Genomic DNA, 18,773 nt, shown 5'->3' with positions numbered 1-18,773 from the left:
CTTTCACTTCATTACATCAACCGTCATCAGACGGTTTTTTTTATGGCTAAAACAAAATGATATTAACAATAAATGGTAGAAATACTCATCCGACTAATATTCAAAATAAGTTATATCGTGCGCTGATAATTTCGCTATTCACATGGCGACGAAAAAACGCCAGTGATGATTCAGAACACCCGTACGGTTGGTGGGGCGATTCTTACCCTAGTATAGCAAATGACAAAATTGGGTCACGCCTTTATTTATTGGCTCGCTCAAAATTAACTAATCAAACAGCGAACTTTGCAAAAATTTATATAAAAGAGGCTGTGCAATGGATGATCGATGACGGGATAGCCTCTCGAATAGAGGTTTCAGTAAAGCGAACCGATTTAACTGTTTTAGTTGCTACTATCAATATTTATAAAACAGATGGGAGTAATGAAGAATTTAGGTTTGACAACTTATGGAGTGATTTTAATGTCTAGTGGATTTTCAAGACCAACATTACCAGATTTAATCACAACTATACGCAATGATTTGTATGCGCGCCTAGCTATTGATGATGAGTTGATTTCATTACGGCGTAATGACCCAGAGGTATACGGACGAGTTATAGCGGGGGCAACACATGTGTTATTAGGTTACATTGAAAATATGGCCAAAAATATTTTACCCGATCAAGCAGACGAAGCTTGGTTGATCCGACATGGAAATATGAAGCGTTGCTATAGAAAACAACCTACGCCTGCGGTTGGTTATATTCGATTTGATGAAGTGGCTGATGGCATTGTTATTAATAAAGACCAAAAGGTCAGGCGTCAAGTTGATCAGTGCATGTATACCGTTACCCAAACGACAACATCCGCAAATAATGTTTTAAGAGTGCCTGTAGTGTGTGACGAGGTAGGTAAAAAAGGGAATTGTGATGATGGTGTCGGTATGTCATTGATTACCCCCGTTACAGGTCTATCATCAACTTGTTTTTCTGATTCTATTGAGTCAGGTGCTGATATAGAGGATTTAGAATCTTTTAGAAAACGAGTTATCGACAGGTGGTACTACACACCTCAAAGCGGAGCCGATCAAGATTATGTACAGTGGGCAAAAGAGGTTCATGGTGTTACACGGGCTTGGTGTTATCGTCATTGGGCAGGAGCGGGGAGTGTTGGCGTGATGGTTGCAAATAACGATCCTGTAAACCCAGTTTTAGACAGTACCACAATTCAACATGTGAAAAAACATATTGGGCCATTAGCCCCCGTTGCCGGCTCTATGCTAATTGTTTTTTCGCCGATACCTAAGCCCATTAATTTTAAAATTATGGTCACACCTGATAACCCAGAAATTCGTTATCAAATAGAAGCCGAGTTAAAAGAATTTTTGTTACGCGAAGGGAAACCACAATCAACACTATTTAGATCACGTATTAGCGAAGTGATTAGTTCATCATTCGGCGAGTATGCCCATGAATTAGTTTACCCCGATAAAGATATTTTTATAGAAAAAAATCAGGTAGCCGTCTTCGGGGGGGGTGAATGGATTTAGAAAAACAATACCAAAGCCTGGTAGGGCACTTATTGCCCTACGGCCCAGCATGGGATAAATCAGAACCAATCCTTTTATCACTAGCATTAACACTATCAAAAACGCATATTCGATTAGATGATTTAATGCAAGAAATCAATCCCAAAACGACGACAGAGCTGATAGATAGATATGAGCAAATTTGCGGATTACCAGATAGTTGTTACCCATCGGAGGTTCAAACGCTAACTACTCGGCGCAACCGTTTAGATTCTAAGATAAATTTGGTCGGTGGCATAAGTAAAGCATTTTTTCTACAAGTTTTAAAATCCAACGGTTATTTAGACGCCACGATTACAAACTATAACAATGACGTTTTTACCTGTGAATCAACATGCCAAGACCATTTATACGGTGAAGAGCGGCGTTTTTACTGGATTGTAAACATACCTCACGATTATCAAATAATAGAAATGACCTGTAATGACGGGTGCGATTCGCATTTGAGAAAGTGGGGGGATAAACAAATTGAATGCATAATTGAAAAATTATGCCCATCACATACCTATGTAATTTTTAAATACGGAGCAATCAATGCATAGAATTGACACATCTACTGCCCAAAGAGATAAATTCGGGCAAGGTAAAAATGGTTTTACAAGAGGCAACCCTCAAACAGGCACACTAGCAACGCAATTAGATTATCTTTATTGTGATGCCATTCAGGAAGAAATTGCTAATGCGATTGAGTCAGCAGGCATTAAACTTGATAAATCAAAGCACGATCAACTTGCTACAGCCATTAAAGAATTTGTCAAAAAAGGTAGCGTAAAGCTTAATTCATCTACTAACAGCACATCGGAAACAGAGGCAGCTACCCCATTGGCTGTAAAAAAAGTTTATGAGTTGGTATCAAATGCAGTAAAGAAATCGGGCGACGAAATAACTGGGCAGTTGCGTTTTTCACCGGCGTCATACGGAATAAAATTTTTGCACGAAAATGGAAATGAGCTTGTTTTACGCCCCTCGGGTGATAGTTTTATATACGCATACTACAATGCTGAATCAAACACGTGGACAAACAAATTACGATACACAGCAAACGGTAATACATGGCGTTTTGAAAATATTGATGATGTTGCGATAAACGGTAAATCAGTTTTAAAAGCTGGTGATGCAGTACAGTTGCATGGTGATTTGTCAAATACAAACATAAACAACTTGACAGGATTAAACGAGGGCATCTATTTTCAAGGCAGGAATGCTCAAGCGACTACCGAAAACGGCTATCCGATTAATCAAGCCGGTACGTTACAAGTTTTTAAAAATGGTGCAGATGGATCTGGATGTTGTCAGATTTACACAACTTACAGAAACGCACGACAATTTATCAGAAATTACAGGGGTGGCACTAGAACGTGGGAGTCATGGGTTGAACAAATCACAACAGCAAACATTAATGATTATTTACCTGTTGGGATACCTCAGCCGTGGCCAGCCACTACACCGCCAGCAGGCTGGTTAAAATGCAACGGATGGAATTTTGATAAAAATAAATATCCAAAACTTGCTAACGCGTATCCGTCGGGTAGGTTGCCCGAGTTGCGCGCAGAATTTATTCGGGGGCTGGATGACGGGCGCGGAGTTGATCCTGGTCGCGAGATTTTAAGCCATCAGGATTGCGCCATTCAAAGTCATAATCATAGTACACCTATTCGGATGTTTGCAGAGCAAGGGGCGGGCAACCCGTGGGGTTCTGGTGGTGATAAGTACGAGGGCGATTACATTTTCAACAGCAACTACACTGGCGATAATGAGACAAGACCTCGTAGTGTTGCGTATCTATTTATAGTAAAAGCAGAATAAAAAAATAGGAGATTTATGTAATGAAATATCAATTAACACCAAAAATAGCACAGTTTGATGAAGCTGGTTTCGTTGTAGTTGAGGGTTGGGCATTAATTTATAACACAGATACTAGAACTGGAGAATTCATCAACGCAACATACGAATATGCTGCCGTGGGTATTGGTTTACCGGATCATGTTTGTTTAGATGCGCCAAAACCCGTTAACGACGGTAAAGCAATCGTCAGAGCAGGCGAGAAATGGACATACCCGGCAGATCATAGAGGCAAAAAAATCTACTCAACTGAAACAGGTGCAGAATCAGTGGTAACAGAAATTGGCGATATTCCGAACAATTACACGCTATTAAAACCGTATAGCGGGTTTGACACGTGGAACGGTGAAGCGTGGGTGTTAGATGAAAACAAACGGCATCAGCACTATGTAGCTGTAGCAACAGCACAAAAAAAACAGCTATTAAAAGAAGTAACTACGCAAATTGATTATTTGCAAGATGCGATTGATGCGGAAATAGCAACGGATGAAGAAAAATTAAAACACTCAGCGTGGAAAAAATACCGGGTTTTACTAAATCGTATTGATGTCGATGCTGCGCCTGCAATTGAATGGCCGGAAAAACCAGAGTAATCAAAACACACTATCAATCTTCAACTTACAATATTCAACAGCGTCAGCTAACATCACAAAATCGGCGATATCATATAGTGTTTTCTGCGTTTGATAGAATACATAATTGTGATCGTCGTCGCTGTTGATAATGTAGTACTCGCCCGATATTTCATTTTCGTAATCTTCGGGCATCATTCTAATCTAGATATGCAGGAATCGAACGAAGAGGAGCAACTGAAACAGTGGAAAAAATATCGCATACTATTAATGCATCGGATATCAATGCGGTTTTCCCCGAAAAACCATAAAACCCTATCTGTATAGGGAACGCTCGTGGTATAGCGACACAGTAGCCTGCAGTCCGGTTAATCCCTATGTGTATAGGGAACGTCAAATTCATTAAAACTGCATTTAAATCAGAAACGGTAACCCTATCCGTATAGGGAATACGGCTATATCGTCGTTAAAAATATCCCCGTTTGGCGGTTTATCCCTATGCATATAGGGAACACTATTAATATAATCTTTTCATCAAAAAATCATTTTGGTGAACAATGATGGTGGGATATATAAATATAGTATACGTGCATAATTTAATTATCTCAATTTATTATTTAAATAAATATTTAGTGCGGTCTATTCTGTTAGGTGATTACAAAAACGACATTGTAACTCCGAGCTAGCAAAATTAGTTATTTTATTAGTTCGGAGTTACTGTTTTAAAATTTTTTATAATTTTTGCAAATGCGGAACAAAATCGATATCGACGTTACATGCGTCTAAATATTTGAAAATTGTTTTTATACTAGTACAATCAGGGCTTTTCTCAATTCTGCTGATATTTGAGGCTGGCAAATTTAATCGTTCAGCTAGCTCGGTTAGTGATAATCCCGCAATTTCACGAGATTTAATCAATAGCTCTCGTAATTTCCATGTTTTGTCTGATTCGTTAGATGGTGCATCACTTGAAGTAGATATATCAAATCTATCAATTTTATGCGTTACTTATCTTGACCATTTATTTTATCAAATTTATTATGTAATGAATTTGGGAATAAACTAATATAAATATTCCACAGTGTTTGTAAATTGCGATGCCCAGTAACTTGAGCAACTTCTTCTATTGCAAAGCCTTGCTCGAGTAATCGGCTGGCACCCTCTCGCCTTAGGTCGTGGTATCTCAAATCAGCAATTCCTAAAATATTTCTAACACGTTGAAAACCAGCAGTAACTGAGCTGGAATTATACGGAAATATTAACTCTTCATTTTTAGGCTGTGATTGTAAAATAGTCCACGCTTCGCCAAGTAAAGGGACAAGCATGTGATTACCCTCTTTTTTACGGGGATCTTTCCGGTTTCTAACTAGCACTGCTTTTTGTTTATAATCTATGTCTTCCCATTTCAGAGAGCAGACCTCGCTTATACGCATACATGATAATATTGAAAAATTTAAAATATCAACAAAGGGTATTTTTGAATTTTTATGTGACTGCCTTTTTTGTAACTGTTTAACAATACGATCTAATTCATCATTCACAGGCCTTCGTGTTCTACGTTGACTTTTTCCGATTAGGTTCATTTGAATTAATAATGGCCGTGCATCTTTTACGACAGTATCGTCAATATTAATCCCATAAACTGGGCGTGCCGCTTCAAGCACCGATCTAATATAACTAACATCATGACTGACGGTGGCCGGTAGTGTTCCAGTTGCTATCCGACCTCTGCAATGCTCTATAATGTGATGGGTTTTTAATTCAGATAATTTAATATTTGCTATATCACTTTCAATGAGCATTTGAATTACATACCGTTTAGTTCGACCGGCTTTTTCTCCGAGATTTGGATCTGAAAGATATTTAGATAATAGATTCCCCAGCGTTAATTTAGTTATGTCATTTTTTTGTGGGAGCCCAAATTGCTCTATCTTAGATACCTGGTTATTCCCCCATGTTTTGGCTAATTGTTGTTTACTAAATGTTTTAGATTCTTTGTACACAACTTTGCTTTTTTCTTTTACAATAACGCTACATCGGTATCGAGGGGTACCATCAGCACGAACTCGTTTTTCTATGAAATAATGAGCCATATATATATTTGCCTTGATTTATTTTGTCCTACCGCTGTGGGAACCTGTATGGGAACCTGATAATGGAAAAATATAACAAAATGTGATAAAATAAGCAAAAATAATATTTTAATATAATCTATAAAAAACAGCCTTAAATACTGGTATATCAATGAATTCAACCTTAAATAAATTTTCCATTGCGCCCATGCTTGATTGGACCGATAAACATTGTCGGTATTTTCATCGGATATTGACTAAACAAACTTTACTGTATACCGAAATGGTAACAACAGGAGCAATCTTATTTGGTAAAGGGAATTACCTTGATTTTAACGTCGATGAACATCCTATTGCTTTACAACTTGGCGGAAGTGATCCCAATGCATTAGCACAGTGCGCTAAATTAGCTCAAAATCATGGTTATGATGAAGTAAATCTTAATGTTGGCTGCCCTTCAGATCGCGTTCAAAATGGGATGTTTGGTGCGTGCTTAATGGGAAATGCTGATTTAGTGGCTAAATGTATTGAATCCATGCAAGAACAAATTGATATCCCCGTAACGGTTAAAACACGAATCGGGATCGATGATCTAGATAGCTACGCTTTTTTATGCCAATTTATTGAAACAGTTCTACCTTATACTAACACGTTTATTGTACATGCACGTAAAGCATGGTTATCCGGACTTAGCCCTAAAGAAAATCGTGAAGTTCCACCACTTGACTATGAACGAGTTTATCAACTCAAACGAGATTACCCTAACTTAACTATAGCCATCAATGGTGGTGTTAAAACGATCGACGAAATAAAACACCATTTAAATTATGTTGATGGCGTCATGGTGGGACGAGAAGCCTATCAGAATCCCATGTTATTAGCACACATTGATTCCCAAATCTTTGGCTTAGATACGCAACCCATAGATCCAATAGCGGCAATACGATGTCTTTATCCTTATATCGAACAACAACTTTTACAAGGTGCTCAACTTAATCACATTATGCGTCATACATTGGGTATTTTTAATGGACAAAAAGGTGCAAAACAATGGCGACGCTATCTTAGCGAAAATGCATATAAAAAAGGGGCAGGGATTGAAGTTGTCGAACATGCTTTAAACTTTATTCAGTAACATTGCCAGCGTCATCCTGTTGTTATGGTTGTTTAAAAATTAAGCGTAATTGCAGGTGACAAGCAAATCGTTATATACTATTAAGCCATTTTCATAAAGGTCTAAATTCTGTGCGGTTAAATACAAGTCAGCAACAAGCTGTTGAATATGTTTCTGGCCCGTGCCTGGTCTTAGCCGGTGCAGGTTCGGGAAAAACTCGGGTTATAATAAACAAAATTGCTTACTTAATTCGTGTTAAGGAATATTTGCCACGCCACATTGTTGCTGTGACCTTTACCAACAAAGCCGCGCGTGAAATGAAAGAGCGTATTGCTCAATCACTCAGCAAACAAGAGGCAAGAGGGCTTAAAATCTCGACTTTTCATACACTGGGTTTGGATATCGTTCGTCGAGAATATAAACATCTTGGCATTAAAGCTAACTTTTCTTTATTTGATGATCATGATCAAACTGCATTACTCAAAGAACTGACTCAACAATGGTTAGATGGAGATAAAGATCTCATTAACCAACTACGTTCAACTATTTCGAATTGGAAAAATGATATTGTCGACTCAACAATAGCCATGGCTAGGGCTCAAACCAACAAAGAAAAGTTATTTGCTCATTGTTATCAGCTTTATGAAAAACAATTAAAAGCTTGCAGTATCTTGGATTTTGATGATCTTATCTTATTGCCTACCTTATTATTAAAAAATAATGAAGAAGTTCGAGAAAAATGGCAAAATCGAGTTCGTTATCTACTCATTGATGAATATCAAGATACTAATACCAGTCAATATGAATTCATTAAATTATTAGTCGGTAATCGAGCCAAATTTACTGTTGTAGGCGATGATGATCAATCGATCTACTCATGGCGAGGAGCCCGCCCTAAAAATTTAGTTTTACTCCAACAAGATTTTCCTAATCTAGAAGTTATAAAACTCGAACAAAATTATCGATCTTCCGGGCGAATTTTAAAAGTTGCCAATATTTTAATTGAAAATAATCCCCATATATTTGAAAAAAAACTATTTTCAGAACTGGGTTATGGTGAACAGCTTAAAGTTATCTCTGCCGATAGTGAAGAGTCCGAAGCCGAAAAGGTGATCAATGATTTAATTGGTCATCGATTTGCGAATAATAGCCAATATGGTCAATATGCAATTTTATATCGTGGAAATCATCAAGCCAGATTGATCGAAAAAATGTTAATGCAATACCGGATCCCTTATCGAATTTCGGGGGGGACTTCCTTTTTTGCTCGAACTGAAATTAAAGATCTCATGGCTTACTTGCGATTATTGACAAATCCCGATGATGATAATGCGTTCATACGCATTATCAACACGCCAAAACGTGAAATAGGGCCAGTCACGATCCAAAAACTAGGGGAATGGGCAAATCATCGAGCTGTCAGTTTATATCAAGCAAGTCATGATATGGGACTTACGGAAGTATTATCTGGCAAACGAATGGAAACGCTACAACTCTTTATTCAATGGTTTGATTCACTAATTCAAAAATCCCATAATGAACCCATGGAAGCTATTCACGAGTTACTGCATGGAATCCATTATGAAAGTTGGATTTATGAAACATCACCCTCACCAACCGCAGGACAAATGCGAATGCGCAATATAGAGCAATTAATCAGTTGGTTAAATGATATGTTACAAGGTGATGACATTGACGAAGGTATGACACTTGAACAAGCCGTAGCAAGATTTACCTTACGGGATATGCTAGAACGCAACGAATCTGAAGAAGAACTCGATCAAGTTCAGCTTATGACACTTCATGCATCTAAAGGACTAGAATTCCCTTATGTCTATTTGGTTGGCATGTCTGAAGGCGTTTTACCGCATCAAAACAGTATTGATGAGGACAATATAGAAGAGGAGCGTCGTCTTGCTTATGTTGGCATTACCCGAGCACAACAAGAACTCACTTTTTCCTTTAGTCGTCAACGCAAACAATTTGGCGAAACAGTTTACGTAGAGCCAAGCCGTTTTTTGCTGGAACTCCCTCAAGATGATCTCAATTGGACGGATGAACGAACAAAATTATCCCCTGAGAAGAATATGCAACAAGGACAAAGCAGGCTTGCTATGTTAAAAGCGCAGATAGCCAATGCTAAATAAATATCAATTACAATTAAACTTAATTCGAAAAAATTTAAAAACAGGCGGAAAGAATAAACTGATAGAAATTTAGAATTAAAATTTCCAAATGGAAAATGTTTAAGTGATCGATAGAAGTTAAATAAAACCAATAAACAGATAACCTAAAAATACCGTTATAACGATTAGCAAATATAGACAAATAAAACGATAAATTGATGATATTTTGATAATCTAAGCAGACAAACGACTAAAAATCATTGACGGATCGAAATAGCTTTATATAATACACAGCGTTAAATCAACAAATCAATGACAACATGTCTCCTTAGCTCAGCTGGATAGAGCAACGGCCTTCTAAGCCGTAGGTCACAGGTTCGAATCCTGTAGGGGACGCCATTTCATCAATGACTCAAAACGACCGACCACGATTAAATCCCATTTATGCCTGATTTTTAGAATTTTAACACGATCTAATATGATTCTATAGGATTGACAACGCCAATTTATTAACTAAGATTGTAGCATTCTGCCGTCTTTCCGAGTTGTCAATATTCATAAATTCACCCGTAAATAATTTTGTGAATAATGTATTTGGCTGTATAGTGTGCTTTATTTATACACGAGAAACAGATATGAATATATTTAAGAGATTAGTGAAAGGCGATCTAGGTCTAGCTGTAACTTTTTGGGTGTTCGGTGTTTTATTTAGTGTGATTCTAATTGTAATTTATTTTGCAATTACTTCTATTTTCAACGCATATCACGTTCCAACATCGTTTAGAATTAGCGTAATTTTATTTATTTATTCAATTAATTTTTTAAATTCGATTCTGGTTCTTGTCGGTTTATTTAATCTATTAAAATATGGTGGCGTTACTTATTGGAGAGTGATAGCTTTGGTTGTTTGGTTATGCGCGACTGTATATTCAGTCTATGATGACAGCTGTGACATACTACATTTAGTTACGCAGTAGTCTTGCAACTGTTTACATCTGTATTTTTAACATGTAAGCACTCTGAAGCGTTATAAATCGAAGCATGTAATTAGAAAAATTCTCTAATTATTAGGTCATCCATTAAGGTGGAGTGACCAACATCAATTCTGTTCAAATTAGATATCTCTCACTGAAGGGCATTTATTTTGAATATTATCTAGGCCATTCAGCCTGTGTGGTGGTTTACTTTCACAGTTTATCATGTCACCCTTCACTAAGCGGGATCAGCAAACAGTAATCGCCTCTAATCTCTGGTTACTGCATAATCATAGACATTTATTTACTAAAGAACTTGGTCTCTCTCGAGGTTGAGGCTAGAAGTGATTACGTTGCTTAACCAATATGTGCTGTTGTGATTGCGTCCACTACTATTGGACTTTCACAAGCCTCAGCTAGCTACGTAAATTTTCTTAAATGATTAAATAATTCGTGGTGTTGTTTAGCTATATTAGTGCGGTTATTTGTTTTGGTGTGTGAGATTTAAAAAACTAATTTGATTCTGTTAAATTTTATTACATAACCCAATATTAATGGGTTATTTTTTCCCATCGCATGATGAATATCAGTGGGCGCAAATTCTAGGCATAAAAAATCGCATAAAGCACAGATTATTTTAATACATAGTTTATCTTAGATCTAAATCTTCTATTTCCTGATTAAGGCTCTGTATTGCTGTAAAATTTGTTACAAAATAAAATATAGATATAATGATTGTTACTAAGGTAAATACTGAAAAATTGAAATATTTATTAATAAGTTCCATGCTTAAAAATAAATATATATCTATAGAATTTAATATAAAAGTAGAAGTAGAAAAAACAAAGTAAAAAAAGAAAGAATTTCTAACCCTGGTAATACTTTTTTTTATTTCTGATCTATAAATAGGATTTTTAACGCTTCCCATATTGAATGTTGTGACTAATCCCATTCCAACTGAAAATAAAATGCCACTTACTGTGTAAATTATTTCTATTAACTTTGACGGCAAATCCCTTTCCCCACAAAAAAAAGAAAAGAATAATGTAATAATTAATATTAATAATATGTTAAATAGTTTTTTCATTTTCCAATTCTATCAAAAATTTAGTCATCTCTTGATATAAATCTTGTTCTATGATATCACCCTCATCAGTTTTTTCAATCTCAACAATTTTTGTTTTTAATAATTCTTTTCCATTCAGTTTTTTATTCTTTTCTCCTTTAACAATTACATCGGATGGATCATCAATATATTTTAAAGTAAGTTCAGCCATTCTTTCCATATACTCTTCCATACTTATGTCCTTAGGTTTATGAAATTCTAAAACCAATTGTACCGAAACCATTTCTGCAATATCTTTATCTGATAACATTTTTACTTCATTGTTATAACTTAATCTTTCTTTAAGAAATTTAATTATTTCATAAGGTTTTAAAAATAAACTCTTTTTGGATTCCTCATTTTTAATATTTTTATTTTTTACTCTTGGCTCAGAGATATTTAGAGAGCCATCGTTCAAAGTAATTGTTTTTATTTCTGCAAAACTAATATTTTTACGTTTTTCTAATACAGGTGTTAAGCTACAGCATGATGTGTTTGTTAAATAATTTATATATGTTTGAATTCTCTTAGGTGAAAGAGATGATTTTAAGTTGGTTACTAAATAGTTCTCACTTAATGCGATATAAAAATGATCTTTATATATAATTCCAGTATCAATACTTGTTTTTTTTAAATCAAGTATATTGAATAAGGGTTCATCAAAAAGAGAGCTTTCGATTGTAGGTAGGGTGTTTTCTTCACTAGATCTAAGTATTGTTGCAACTAAATGATTATTGTTATCAACAAATTCGTAATAAGATAATGAATCATTTTCTTTTTTAGGGTCGTCCTGATTTAAGAACATCTTTCTGGTGGATACTGAACACCCCTCATTGAGAATTTTACTTATGTTTTCAAAAACATCATTTTTAAATTTTTTAATATCAACGTTTTCAAATTTAAAAGCTCTAAGCGTTACTTTCTGCATTTTATTATCCTAAATTTAACCTATTTTATTTATGTTTATTGCAAGGAAAACCACAAAATCGGTTATCCATGCTTCCTCAATAACATGGATTGGCTTAACATAACCTTTCCATGTATATAAAGTTGATCAATCTCATCTTCGCTAATATCCCATTCTTTGTATTTTTTATTATCGGATATTACAATAAGTTTATTCTTGATTTTTTGAAGACGTTTTACGTATAGACACTGTCCAAAAGTAAAAACATAAATGCCATCACCGATGAACTCCTTCTTTGAGACATCGACATAAATAGCATCACCACTATCGAATGTTCCCTGCATCGAATCACTGGCTATATTAATAATTTTCAAATCACTAGCATTAATACCCTTAAATATTATTTTTGCTTGATCTAAATCATATTTAACCAATTTAATAACTTGCATAACATCAGAATCAATATAACCTTTACCTGAATAAGAAGTAATATCTAAAACTTCGATGTAAAAATTATCGTCATTGAATTCGTTCGGGGTGATGTTTTCTGAAGCAGAACCATCGGAATTTATAATGATTTTATTAATTTCCAATGTTTTCATTATTGAGCTGATTATATCGGTATCTGGTTTTCGTCTACCCGACAACCAGTGAGCAATACTACCTTGGGTAACATTTAATTTTTCAGCCAAACTCTCCTGAGTTTCACCTAACATTCTCATTTTATTTTTTACTATATTTTGCCATGTGTTAAGCATAAAACTTCTCCTTAACTTAAATTATTACAGTTTGTTTTTAATAGACAACTAACAAAATGTAATATTTTTGATCAAATTAAATTACATTATGTAATATTATCAATGAGTTGTTATTAAGCAACAGAATTTAAAAATTAAAGAAAATAGTCATCATGCCATATGCTTAAGCGATAAAATTTGTTTTTTGAAAGTTCATATTTTGTATTTTGAAAACGAGATAGGTATTTAATCAATATTTCTAAATGTTGATTAGAAATTTTGTGACGTTTAAATTAATGATTTTGTTTTTACTAATCCAACTCATTGCGTGTTTTGAAGGGCAATATATTGCTTCAACGGAAGATAGAACTTACCCTGAATTATGATCAATTCGTTCAATATATTGGACATTTGATAATCACTTAAAAATTGCGAGAAATTTATTATTCTGTGACAACATTAATTAATTAAGGATTCATGCATGATGCGAAAAATTTTACTCGTTTATATCAATATATGATGATAGAACAGTTAGTTTTAAAATTAATATTATATTCTTTGGTGAATTATTAATTAAAGAATAAAGATCCTTATTCACCTGAATTAAAAATGAATATTTATGTGTCTTCTGAATTAATGAATTTGATGTTATTAAGTTAAACATCTTGATTATTTTCTGGTTTAATTGTTTATCAATTTTGTTTTAACCTAACTGAATCATGGTCATCATTTTCTAAGAAAAAGCGGAAAATTCATTTCCGCTTTTTTAATAAAATAACCACTTTATAACTTTAATGCTTGAACACTTTGTACTAAGTCAGCTAGTTGGGTAACAATTTGGTTACCGGTATTCGCTTCGTCACCACCTAGTGTTTTATTGCGCATAAAGTCAGCTTTGATTTGTTGCCAACGTTTAGTTTGTTCTTTTGTTAACACCCCTCGAATTTCAGCAAGTTTAAGCAGATTTTCTTCTGCGCCGTTGGTCAGCAGTTGTGCCTCGCCCAAGTAGTGATCTTCAATAATTTGGTTGAGTTCTTCATCATTCATTACGGAAGAAACTTTTTCGGCTAATTTGTTCATGTTTCGATAACTACCTTGTAACTTGAACGGCGGTTCTGTTCGGTATTTATCGGATTGCGCTGCGCTAATAATGTATTGCTGATTGACTTTAAAGACCACTTCTCGAATTTTCAGTAAATGACGCAGTACAGCGATGATTTCGCTAATTTCCGCTTGGCTATAGGCATAGCTAAGTTCGTTGGTGTTAAGCGGTTTTCCTTGCGCATGGTCGATAAACTGATATAGGTCATTAAGATCACGTAGTGCCAATGGCGATAATATTGGATTTGATGTTAAGCAGTTTTCAATGTAACTTGATGCAAACACTTCATCCATGCCACCTAAAACTTCACCTAAGTTATAAATATCTGCACGGTTGGCTAACATGTCAGGGATTTTGAAAACCTCACCCGATTCGGTATAAGGGTTGCCAGCCATAATGACACAGAATTTTTTACCCCGAAGGTCATAGGTTTTGGTTTTTTCTTTCCATACCCCTTCAATACGACGAGAACCATCACATAACGAAATAAATTTTTGTAAAAATTCTGGGTTAGTGTGTTGAATATCGTCAATATAAAGCATGACGTTATTACCCATTTCGAGCGCTAAATTGAGTTTTTCAAGTTCTTGTCGCGCGGTGGCATTTGGCGCTTGCTGTGGATCGAATGATAATACGCTGTGACCTAGTGCTGGGCCATTAATTTTCATAAATATTAAGCCAAGTCGATTAGCCACATATTCCATTAAGGTTGTTTTACCGTAACCTGGTGGCGAGATAAGTAGTAATAACCCCATTAAGTCAGTACGGCGACTTTCACCGACAGTGCCCATTTGTTTTGCTAAATTGTCCCCAATGATTGGTAAATAAACTTGGTTGATCAGTTTATTACGCACAAATGAACTGAGTGGTTTAGCTTTGAATTCTTCAAGATGTAATTGCTCACGTTGTTCATCCAGCACTTCTTGACGCAGGCTTTGGTAATGTTGGAATTGCGGTATAACGACACGTGATTGTTTACGCATGCGACTAAAGAAGTCATCAAGATTGATTTGTAACACCCCTTGTGTAATTGAAGGGTGTTCACCTAATAAATCATTGACGGTGATATCCAGTTCAATTTCGCTGATTGCTAAAGTGATGTTACTTTCTTTATCCAACATGCATAGTAAAGTGGCTTCGGCGATGTATTCACTCAATTTTTGATATTGGGGTAGGGTACAAAGCCCTTTAAACCAACTTTCAATAAGATTCCAACGGTCAGCCAGTCGTTTTTTAAGATTTAATTGCGATTGGTTAAAATCACTCCACATGTGCGATTCTTCTAATCGAGTATTTAATCCTTCATATAAATAATGGCTATATTTGCTTAACGTAAATTGTTGTGGAATTTCAGCTAAGACATAGCTTAAGTATTCGCTTGCCTGTTTAATATGGTAAGGTTCATGTTCGATTGGCTGTTTTTGTAAGAATAGAGTGAGTTCAACCGATATTTCGTTTTGTAGATTTTTTAATCCTTCTTCATGTCCGAATAATGCTTGTATATCCTTACACGTTTTGGCACGTTCTGGCCATAATCTGACGATATCATTTTTTTGATTGTGATACCAAAACAGTATCGCCACGCTACGTGCTAATGGATTGTATCTAAGTAGTTTGGCGGCTTCACCAAGTGGAACAATTTTCGATAATATTTTTACCGCATCGTGATCATGTATCCCTTTTTCATAACCTTCTCGATAGCGTAAGGCAGCGTAGTCACGTACCGTTTTATTTAGAATTTCGGGTTGATTAAGTTGGCTGATTAAATCTTCATAACTTAAATTATGTTCTTTTTTTAATGCCGAGTTGATGATCGAATAGGCAAGATACTCTGCTCGATAGACAGTAGGGGATTCAGATTCAAGCGAGATAGTCCAAAAAGGTTGATAACTTTCTAATTTTGGATGGACTATTTTTTCTTGGTAATCGGTACCTGTTAATTGTAAGTAAAGATGATGTTCTTTGGGTACAATGGTAAGGTCAAGTTCTTGTGTATTGACGCTAAATTTATGTCTTGGCCCTAATTTAATGACATTTCCACCCGATTCAAAGATTTCGGATTTGTCACGTAAAGAACGTATTGCTTGATCTCTGGCACTTTTGAAGCGTGATTCAATATCATCAGCTTTGACATTATCAAAAAGTGCACGTAATTTTTCGACTATTTCACGAATTTTCAGCGCTAAAGGATCGGCAACAAAAAAGGCATTGAGTTCGTTTTGATCTGAAAATTTAGCGGTTCGTCTTGGAATACTGTCTAAAATTCTGTCAGCAGCAGTGAGTAGCGATTCGGTTCGTCTTGTTCGATCTTCAAGTAATGCTTGTTTGTGCGTTTCGAATGATTCTAAGATTTCTTCACGTTTTGCCAGTATGTCATTTAAAAATTCTTCACTTTCGCTAAACTGATTTTCCAGTTCTTCAAGTTGAACTAATAGCCTTGATAGTTCATCGTCACATTTTTCAGGTGTGGTGGCTAAGCTTAATGCACTGGCAATACTTTGACTGAATAGTTTGAATTGCGCACCAAATTGCGCCACCATTTCAACGCTGGATAGATTTTTTCGTTTTTGGTTAATGCGTGCTTTGGTTTGATTGAGTTTGGCATAAACTTCGGCGATCGATTCAATGATTTTGGTTTGTAGTGTTACGTCATCAAATTTTAATGATGCCATTAATTGCGAAAGCATATCTAAGTTTTCAGACATTTGGTCAGCGGTTTTTATCGGTTCGATAAGTTTGGCAACAGTGTCCGCTTTAGTAAGATACTTTTCAATTTCATCTATTTGTGTGATAAACGGTTCGAGCGCTTTGTCACTGCCTAAAAATTCGGCTGTCGCTAAAGATACGATAGATTGGCGTTCTTTTAAGGCTTTTTCCATTATGTCGATCTGATTCAAATCAATATAACGGTAAGTTCTTAATGTGACTAAACTACCTAGCTGCATTTTAATTGCATTTAGTGCATCTACGTATTGTTGTGTTTCTTGCCAGCTGTCGGGATAGAGTTTGGCTAATAAGTCTTGTTGGTTTGAAATCGCTTCACGCATGGCGCTTTCAGATTGTCGGCGTATGCTTTCCACTTTTTCATATTCATCTATCACTAATTCACTCGTTTGTATAATGTTACGTAGTACAGGCGTAAAAGATAGATTTTTTTCATCGTTGAGCCAAAAATAGCTGTCAAATAACCGTTTTGTGTCTTCACTTAGTTTGCTGTATAGTTGGGATGAAACCGATTGGTTATCAATTTCACGTGCAATAAAGTAAAGATCTGAAATCCCTCTGACCAGTTCCGCATTACCAATCTTGCCTAAAAAACTGTTGTTAGTTGGTTGTGTTGCTGCAAATTCGTCACTATAAAAGGGGGTTTGCCAAATTTGCATTGGATGAACGCGAGTCGGGTCATTATTTTCACCTTCAAATACCACCATTCGACCGTCTTCAAACACTGCATAACCATGACCTAAAATTGGATTATCAAGTTTTCGTTCGATCATATTGTAGTTAAATAGTGCTAAACGACCAGAACTTGGATCATAAAATATGTAAAGGACATCTTCGCCATTGGGTGAACGTCTGATACGTCTAAATCGCATACCCGACATGGATTGATCGAAAGTTTTATATTCCCCATTTTGTAGATAATATCCACCAGGAAAGATTACACCATGATCTTCCGGTAGCTGAATACAGGCTTGTCCAATAAAATCGATGCGTTGGGCTTTTTGAGTGAGGGTGTTATAGATTAAATAGCGCCAGTTTTCTTCACGATACGGTAAGACTTTTAGCAAAATTAAGGATCCGACTTTTGCGTATTCAATTTTGGCATCATTAATGGATTGATTTTTGTCGAGTACTTCTTCACTGTAGATTCCCAGCCCGTCATTGGTGTTGTTTTCACATTTTATGGTTAAGTCACCGCCAATGGTTTCAACAAAAACAGTATCTAAAATATTTACATGCGGGAATCGTCCATTGACGATATTGTCACGTGTGGTTTCAATCCATTCAAAATCGTAGGCAGGTGGTAGCGCAATATCACGTTCACCACGATTATCGATGTAATTAATGGTTTTTTTGTCACTTGATATTGACCAACGAAAAACACGAATGTCACTAACGCGTTCACCAATTTGGAAACTGGCAAGTAGCTTTCCATCTCGTTCAACTAATTGAAGTAATTGTGCATTTTTATAATAGGTGTAGAGTTCATTAAAATCTTGAACAAAGCGATCAATATTTAAAAAGGTATTGGATAGATCAACTGAATCGGCTTCGTAATTGCCATCTCGTTCTACAAGTTGATAAAGCGAAAATACGTCTTCGATTTTGGTTTCTTTTTTTAATCCTAGAAAGACGTTGTAACCAAAAAGTAACCAATCACCAAATCGAACGATATCTCTGGCGATACAGTTATTTTCAGTTCTGATGCGAATACGTCCGATAATTGACATGTCACTTTTGCCAAATTCAGTCAGTCGTTGTTGGTTTAAGGCTTCGGTTTTTTGGTTTAGTTCTTGTCCTAGCGAAGTCAAACGTTTACGAAGGATTTCATAAGCACCGCCTTCGGCGACCGCTTTATCGAGTGTTGTTTGTTGTTCGTTTTCTTGTTCTATTTCTGCCATTTTTAACTCTTGATCATTATCCAGAAAG

At 35.7% G+C, this 18,773-nt stretch carries 13 protein-coding genes and 1 tRNA gene; 8 read left to right on the top strand and 6 right to left on the bottom strand.

The window, feature by feature from the left end; all coding sequences use genetic code 11:
- Positions 1 to 56: 56 nt before the first annotated feature.
- From J3U36_RS06830 to J3U36_RS06810, 5 genes are read left to right on the top strand one after another with little or no spacing between them, the layout of a single operon-like run.
- Entirely contained in the window at positions 57 to 470 is a 414-nt protein-coding gene (locus J3U36_RS06830) for a phage GP46 family protein (RefSeq protein WP_267380590.1), read from the top strand.
- Positions 463 to 1,530: a baseplate J/gp47 family protein gene (locus tag J3U36_RS06825; RefSeq protein ID WP_267380592.1), complete on the top strand. Its 1,068-nt coding sequence runs from the start codon at positions 463 to 465 to the stop codon at positions 1,528 to 1,530. The genes J3U36_RS06830 and J3U36_RS06825 overlap by 8 nt, the downstream gene beginning before the upstream one ends.
- Positions 1,521 to 2,111, top strand: coding sequence for a YmfQ family protein (locus J3U36_RS06820; protein ID WP_267380593.1), 591 nt, complete (start codon positions 1,521 to 1,523; stop codon positions 2,109 to 2,111). The genes J3U36_RS06825 and J3U36_RS06820 overlap by 10 nt, the downstream gene beginning before the upstream one ends.
- Complete coding sequence (locus tag J3U36_RS06815; RefSeq protein ID WP_267380594.1) at positions 2,104 to 3,375, top strand: tail fiber protein; 1,272 nt, start codon at positions 2,104 to 2,106, stop codon at positions 3,373 to 3,375. The genes J3U36_RS06820 and J3U36_RS06815 overlap by 8 nt, the downstream gene beginning before the upstream one ends.
- A 20-nt stretch (positions 3,376 to 3,395) precedes the next feature.
- Positions 3,396 to 4,004 carry a tail fiber assembly protein gene (locus tag J3U36_RS06810; protein ID WP_267380596.1) on the top strand — a complete coding sequence of 203 codons (609 nt, stop codon included), beginning with the start codon at positions 3,396 to 3,398 and terminating at the stop codon, positions 4,002 to 4,004.
- Positions 4,005 to 4,715: 711 nt separating this feature from the next.
- Here J3U36_RS06810 and J3U36_RS11400 read toward each other — a convergent pair.
- A complete protein-coding gene (locus tag J3U36_RS11400; RefSeq protein ID WP_416379852.1) occupies positions 4,716 to 4,901 on the bottom strand; it encodes a helix-turn-helix domain-containing protein in 186 nt (61 codons plus the stop codon).
- 86 nt (positions 4,902 to 4,987) lie between these two features.
- Positions 4,988 to 6,076 (bottom strand): tyrosine-type recombinase/integrase, encoded by a 1,089-nt coding sequence (locus J3U36_RS06805; protein ID WP_267380597.1) that lies wholly within the window; start codon positions 6,074 to 6,076, stop codon positions 4,988 to 4,990.
- A 151-nt stretch (positions 6,077 to 6,227) separates the two neighbouring features.
- Here J3U36_RS06805 and dusA point away from each other — a divergent pair, with 151 nt between their 5' ends.
- From dusA to J3U36_RS06790, 3 genes are all read left to right on the top strand, one after another.
- Positions 6,228 to 7,190, top strand: coding sequence for a tRNA dihydrouridine(20/20a) synthase DusA (gene dusA / locus J3U36_RS06800; protein ID WP_267380599.1), 963 nt, complete (start codon positions 6,228 to 6,230; stop codon positions 7,188 to 7,190).
- Positions 7,191 to 7,300: 110 nt separating this feature from the next.
- Positions 7,301 to 9,316, top strand: a complete 2,016-nt coding sequence (gene rep / locus J3U36_RS06795; RefSeq protein WP_267380601.1) for a DNA helicase Rep — start codon at positions 7,301 to 7,303, stop codon at positions 9,314 to 9,316.
- Positions 9,317 to 9,617: 301 nt separating this feature from the next.
- Positions 9,618 to 9,694, top strand: a tRNA-Arg gene (locus J3U36_RS06790).
- Between the two features lie 1,224 nt (positions 9,695 to 10,918).
- On the opposite strand, the gene J3U36_RS06785 is transcribed toward J3U36_RS06790, so the two are convergent.
- The 4 genes from J3U36_RS06785 to J3U36_RS06770 form a co-directional block, all read right to left on the bottom strand.
- Positions 10,919 to 11,356, bottom strand: coding sequence for a hypothetical protein (locus J3U36_RS06785; RefSeq protein ID WP_267380603.1), 438 nt, complete (start codon positions 11,354 to 11,356; stop codon positions 10,919 to 10,921).
- Complete coding sequence (locus J3U36_RS06780; RefSeq protein ID WP_267380605.1) at positions 11,340 to 12,302, bottom strand: hypothetical protein; 963 nt, start codon at positions 12,300 to 12,302, stop codon at positions 11,340 to 11,342. The genes J3U36_RS06785 and J3U36_RS06780 overlap by 17 nt, the downstream gene beginning before the upstream one ends.
- 62 nt (positions 12,303 to 12,364) lie before the next feature.
- Positions 12,365 to 13,039 carry a LexA family transcriptional regulator gene (locus tag J3U36_RS06775; RefSeq protein ID WP_267380607.1) on the bottom strand — a complete coding sequence of 225 codons (675 nt, stop codon included), beginning with the start codon at positions 13,037 to 13,039 and terminating at the stop codon, positions 12,365 to 12,367.
- A gap of 762 nt (positions 13,040 to 13,801) precedes the next feature.
- Entirely contained in the window at positions 13,802 to 18,745 is a 4,944-nt protein-coding gene (locus J3U36_RS06770; protein ID WP_267380609.1) for a DNA repair ATPase, read from the bottom strand.
- Positions 18,746 to 18,773: the final 28 nt, after the last annotated feature.

It is taken from the genome of Gilliamella sp. B3817 (genome assembly GCF_026536705.1).
In the GTDB taxonomy this organism is placed as follows: Bacteria; Pseudomonadota; Gammaproteobacteria; order Enterobacterales; family Orbaceae; genus Gilliamella; species Gilliamella apicola_I.
The sequence above is the reverse complement of the archived record's forward strand: the minus strand, read 5'-3'. Positions and strand labels throughout refer to the sequence as shown.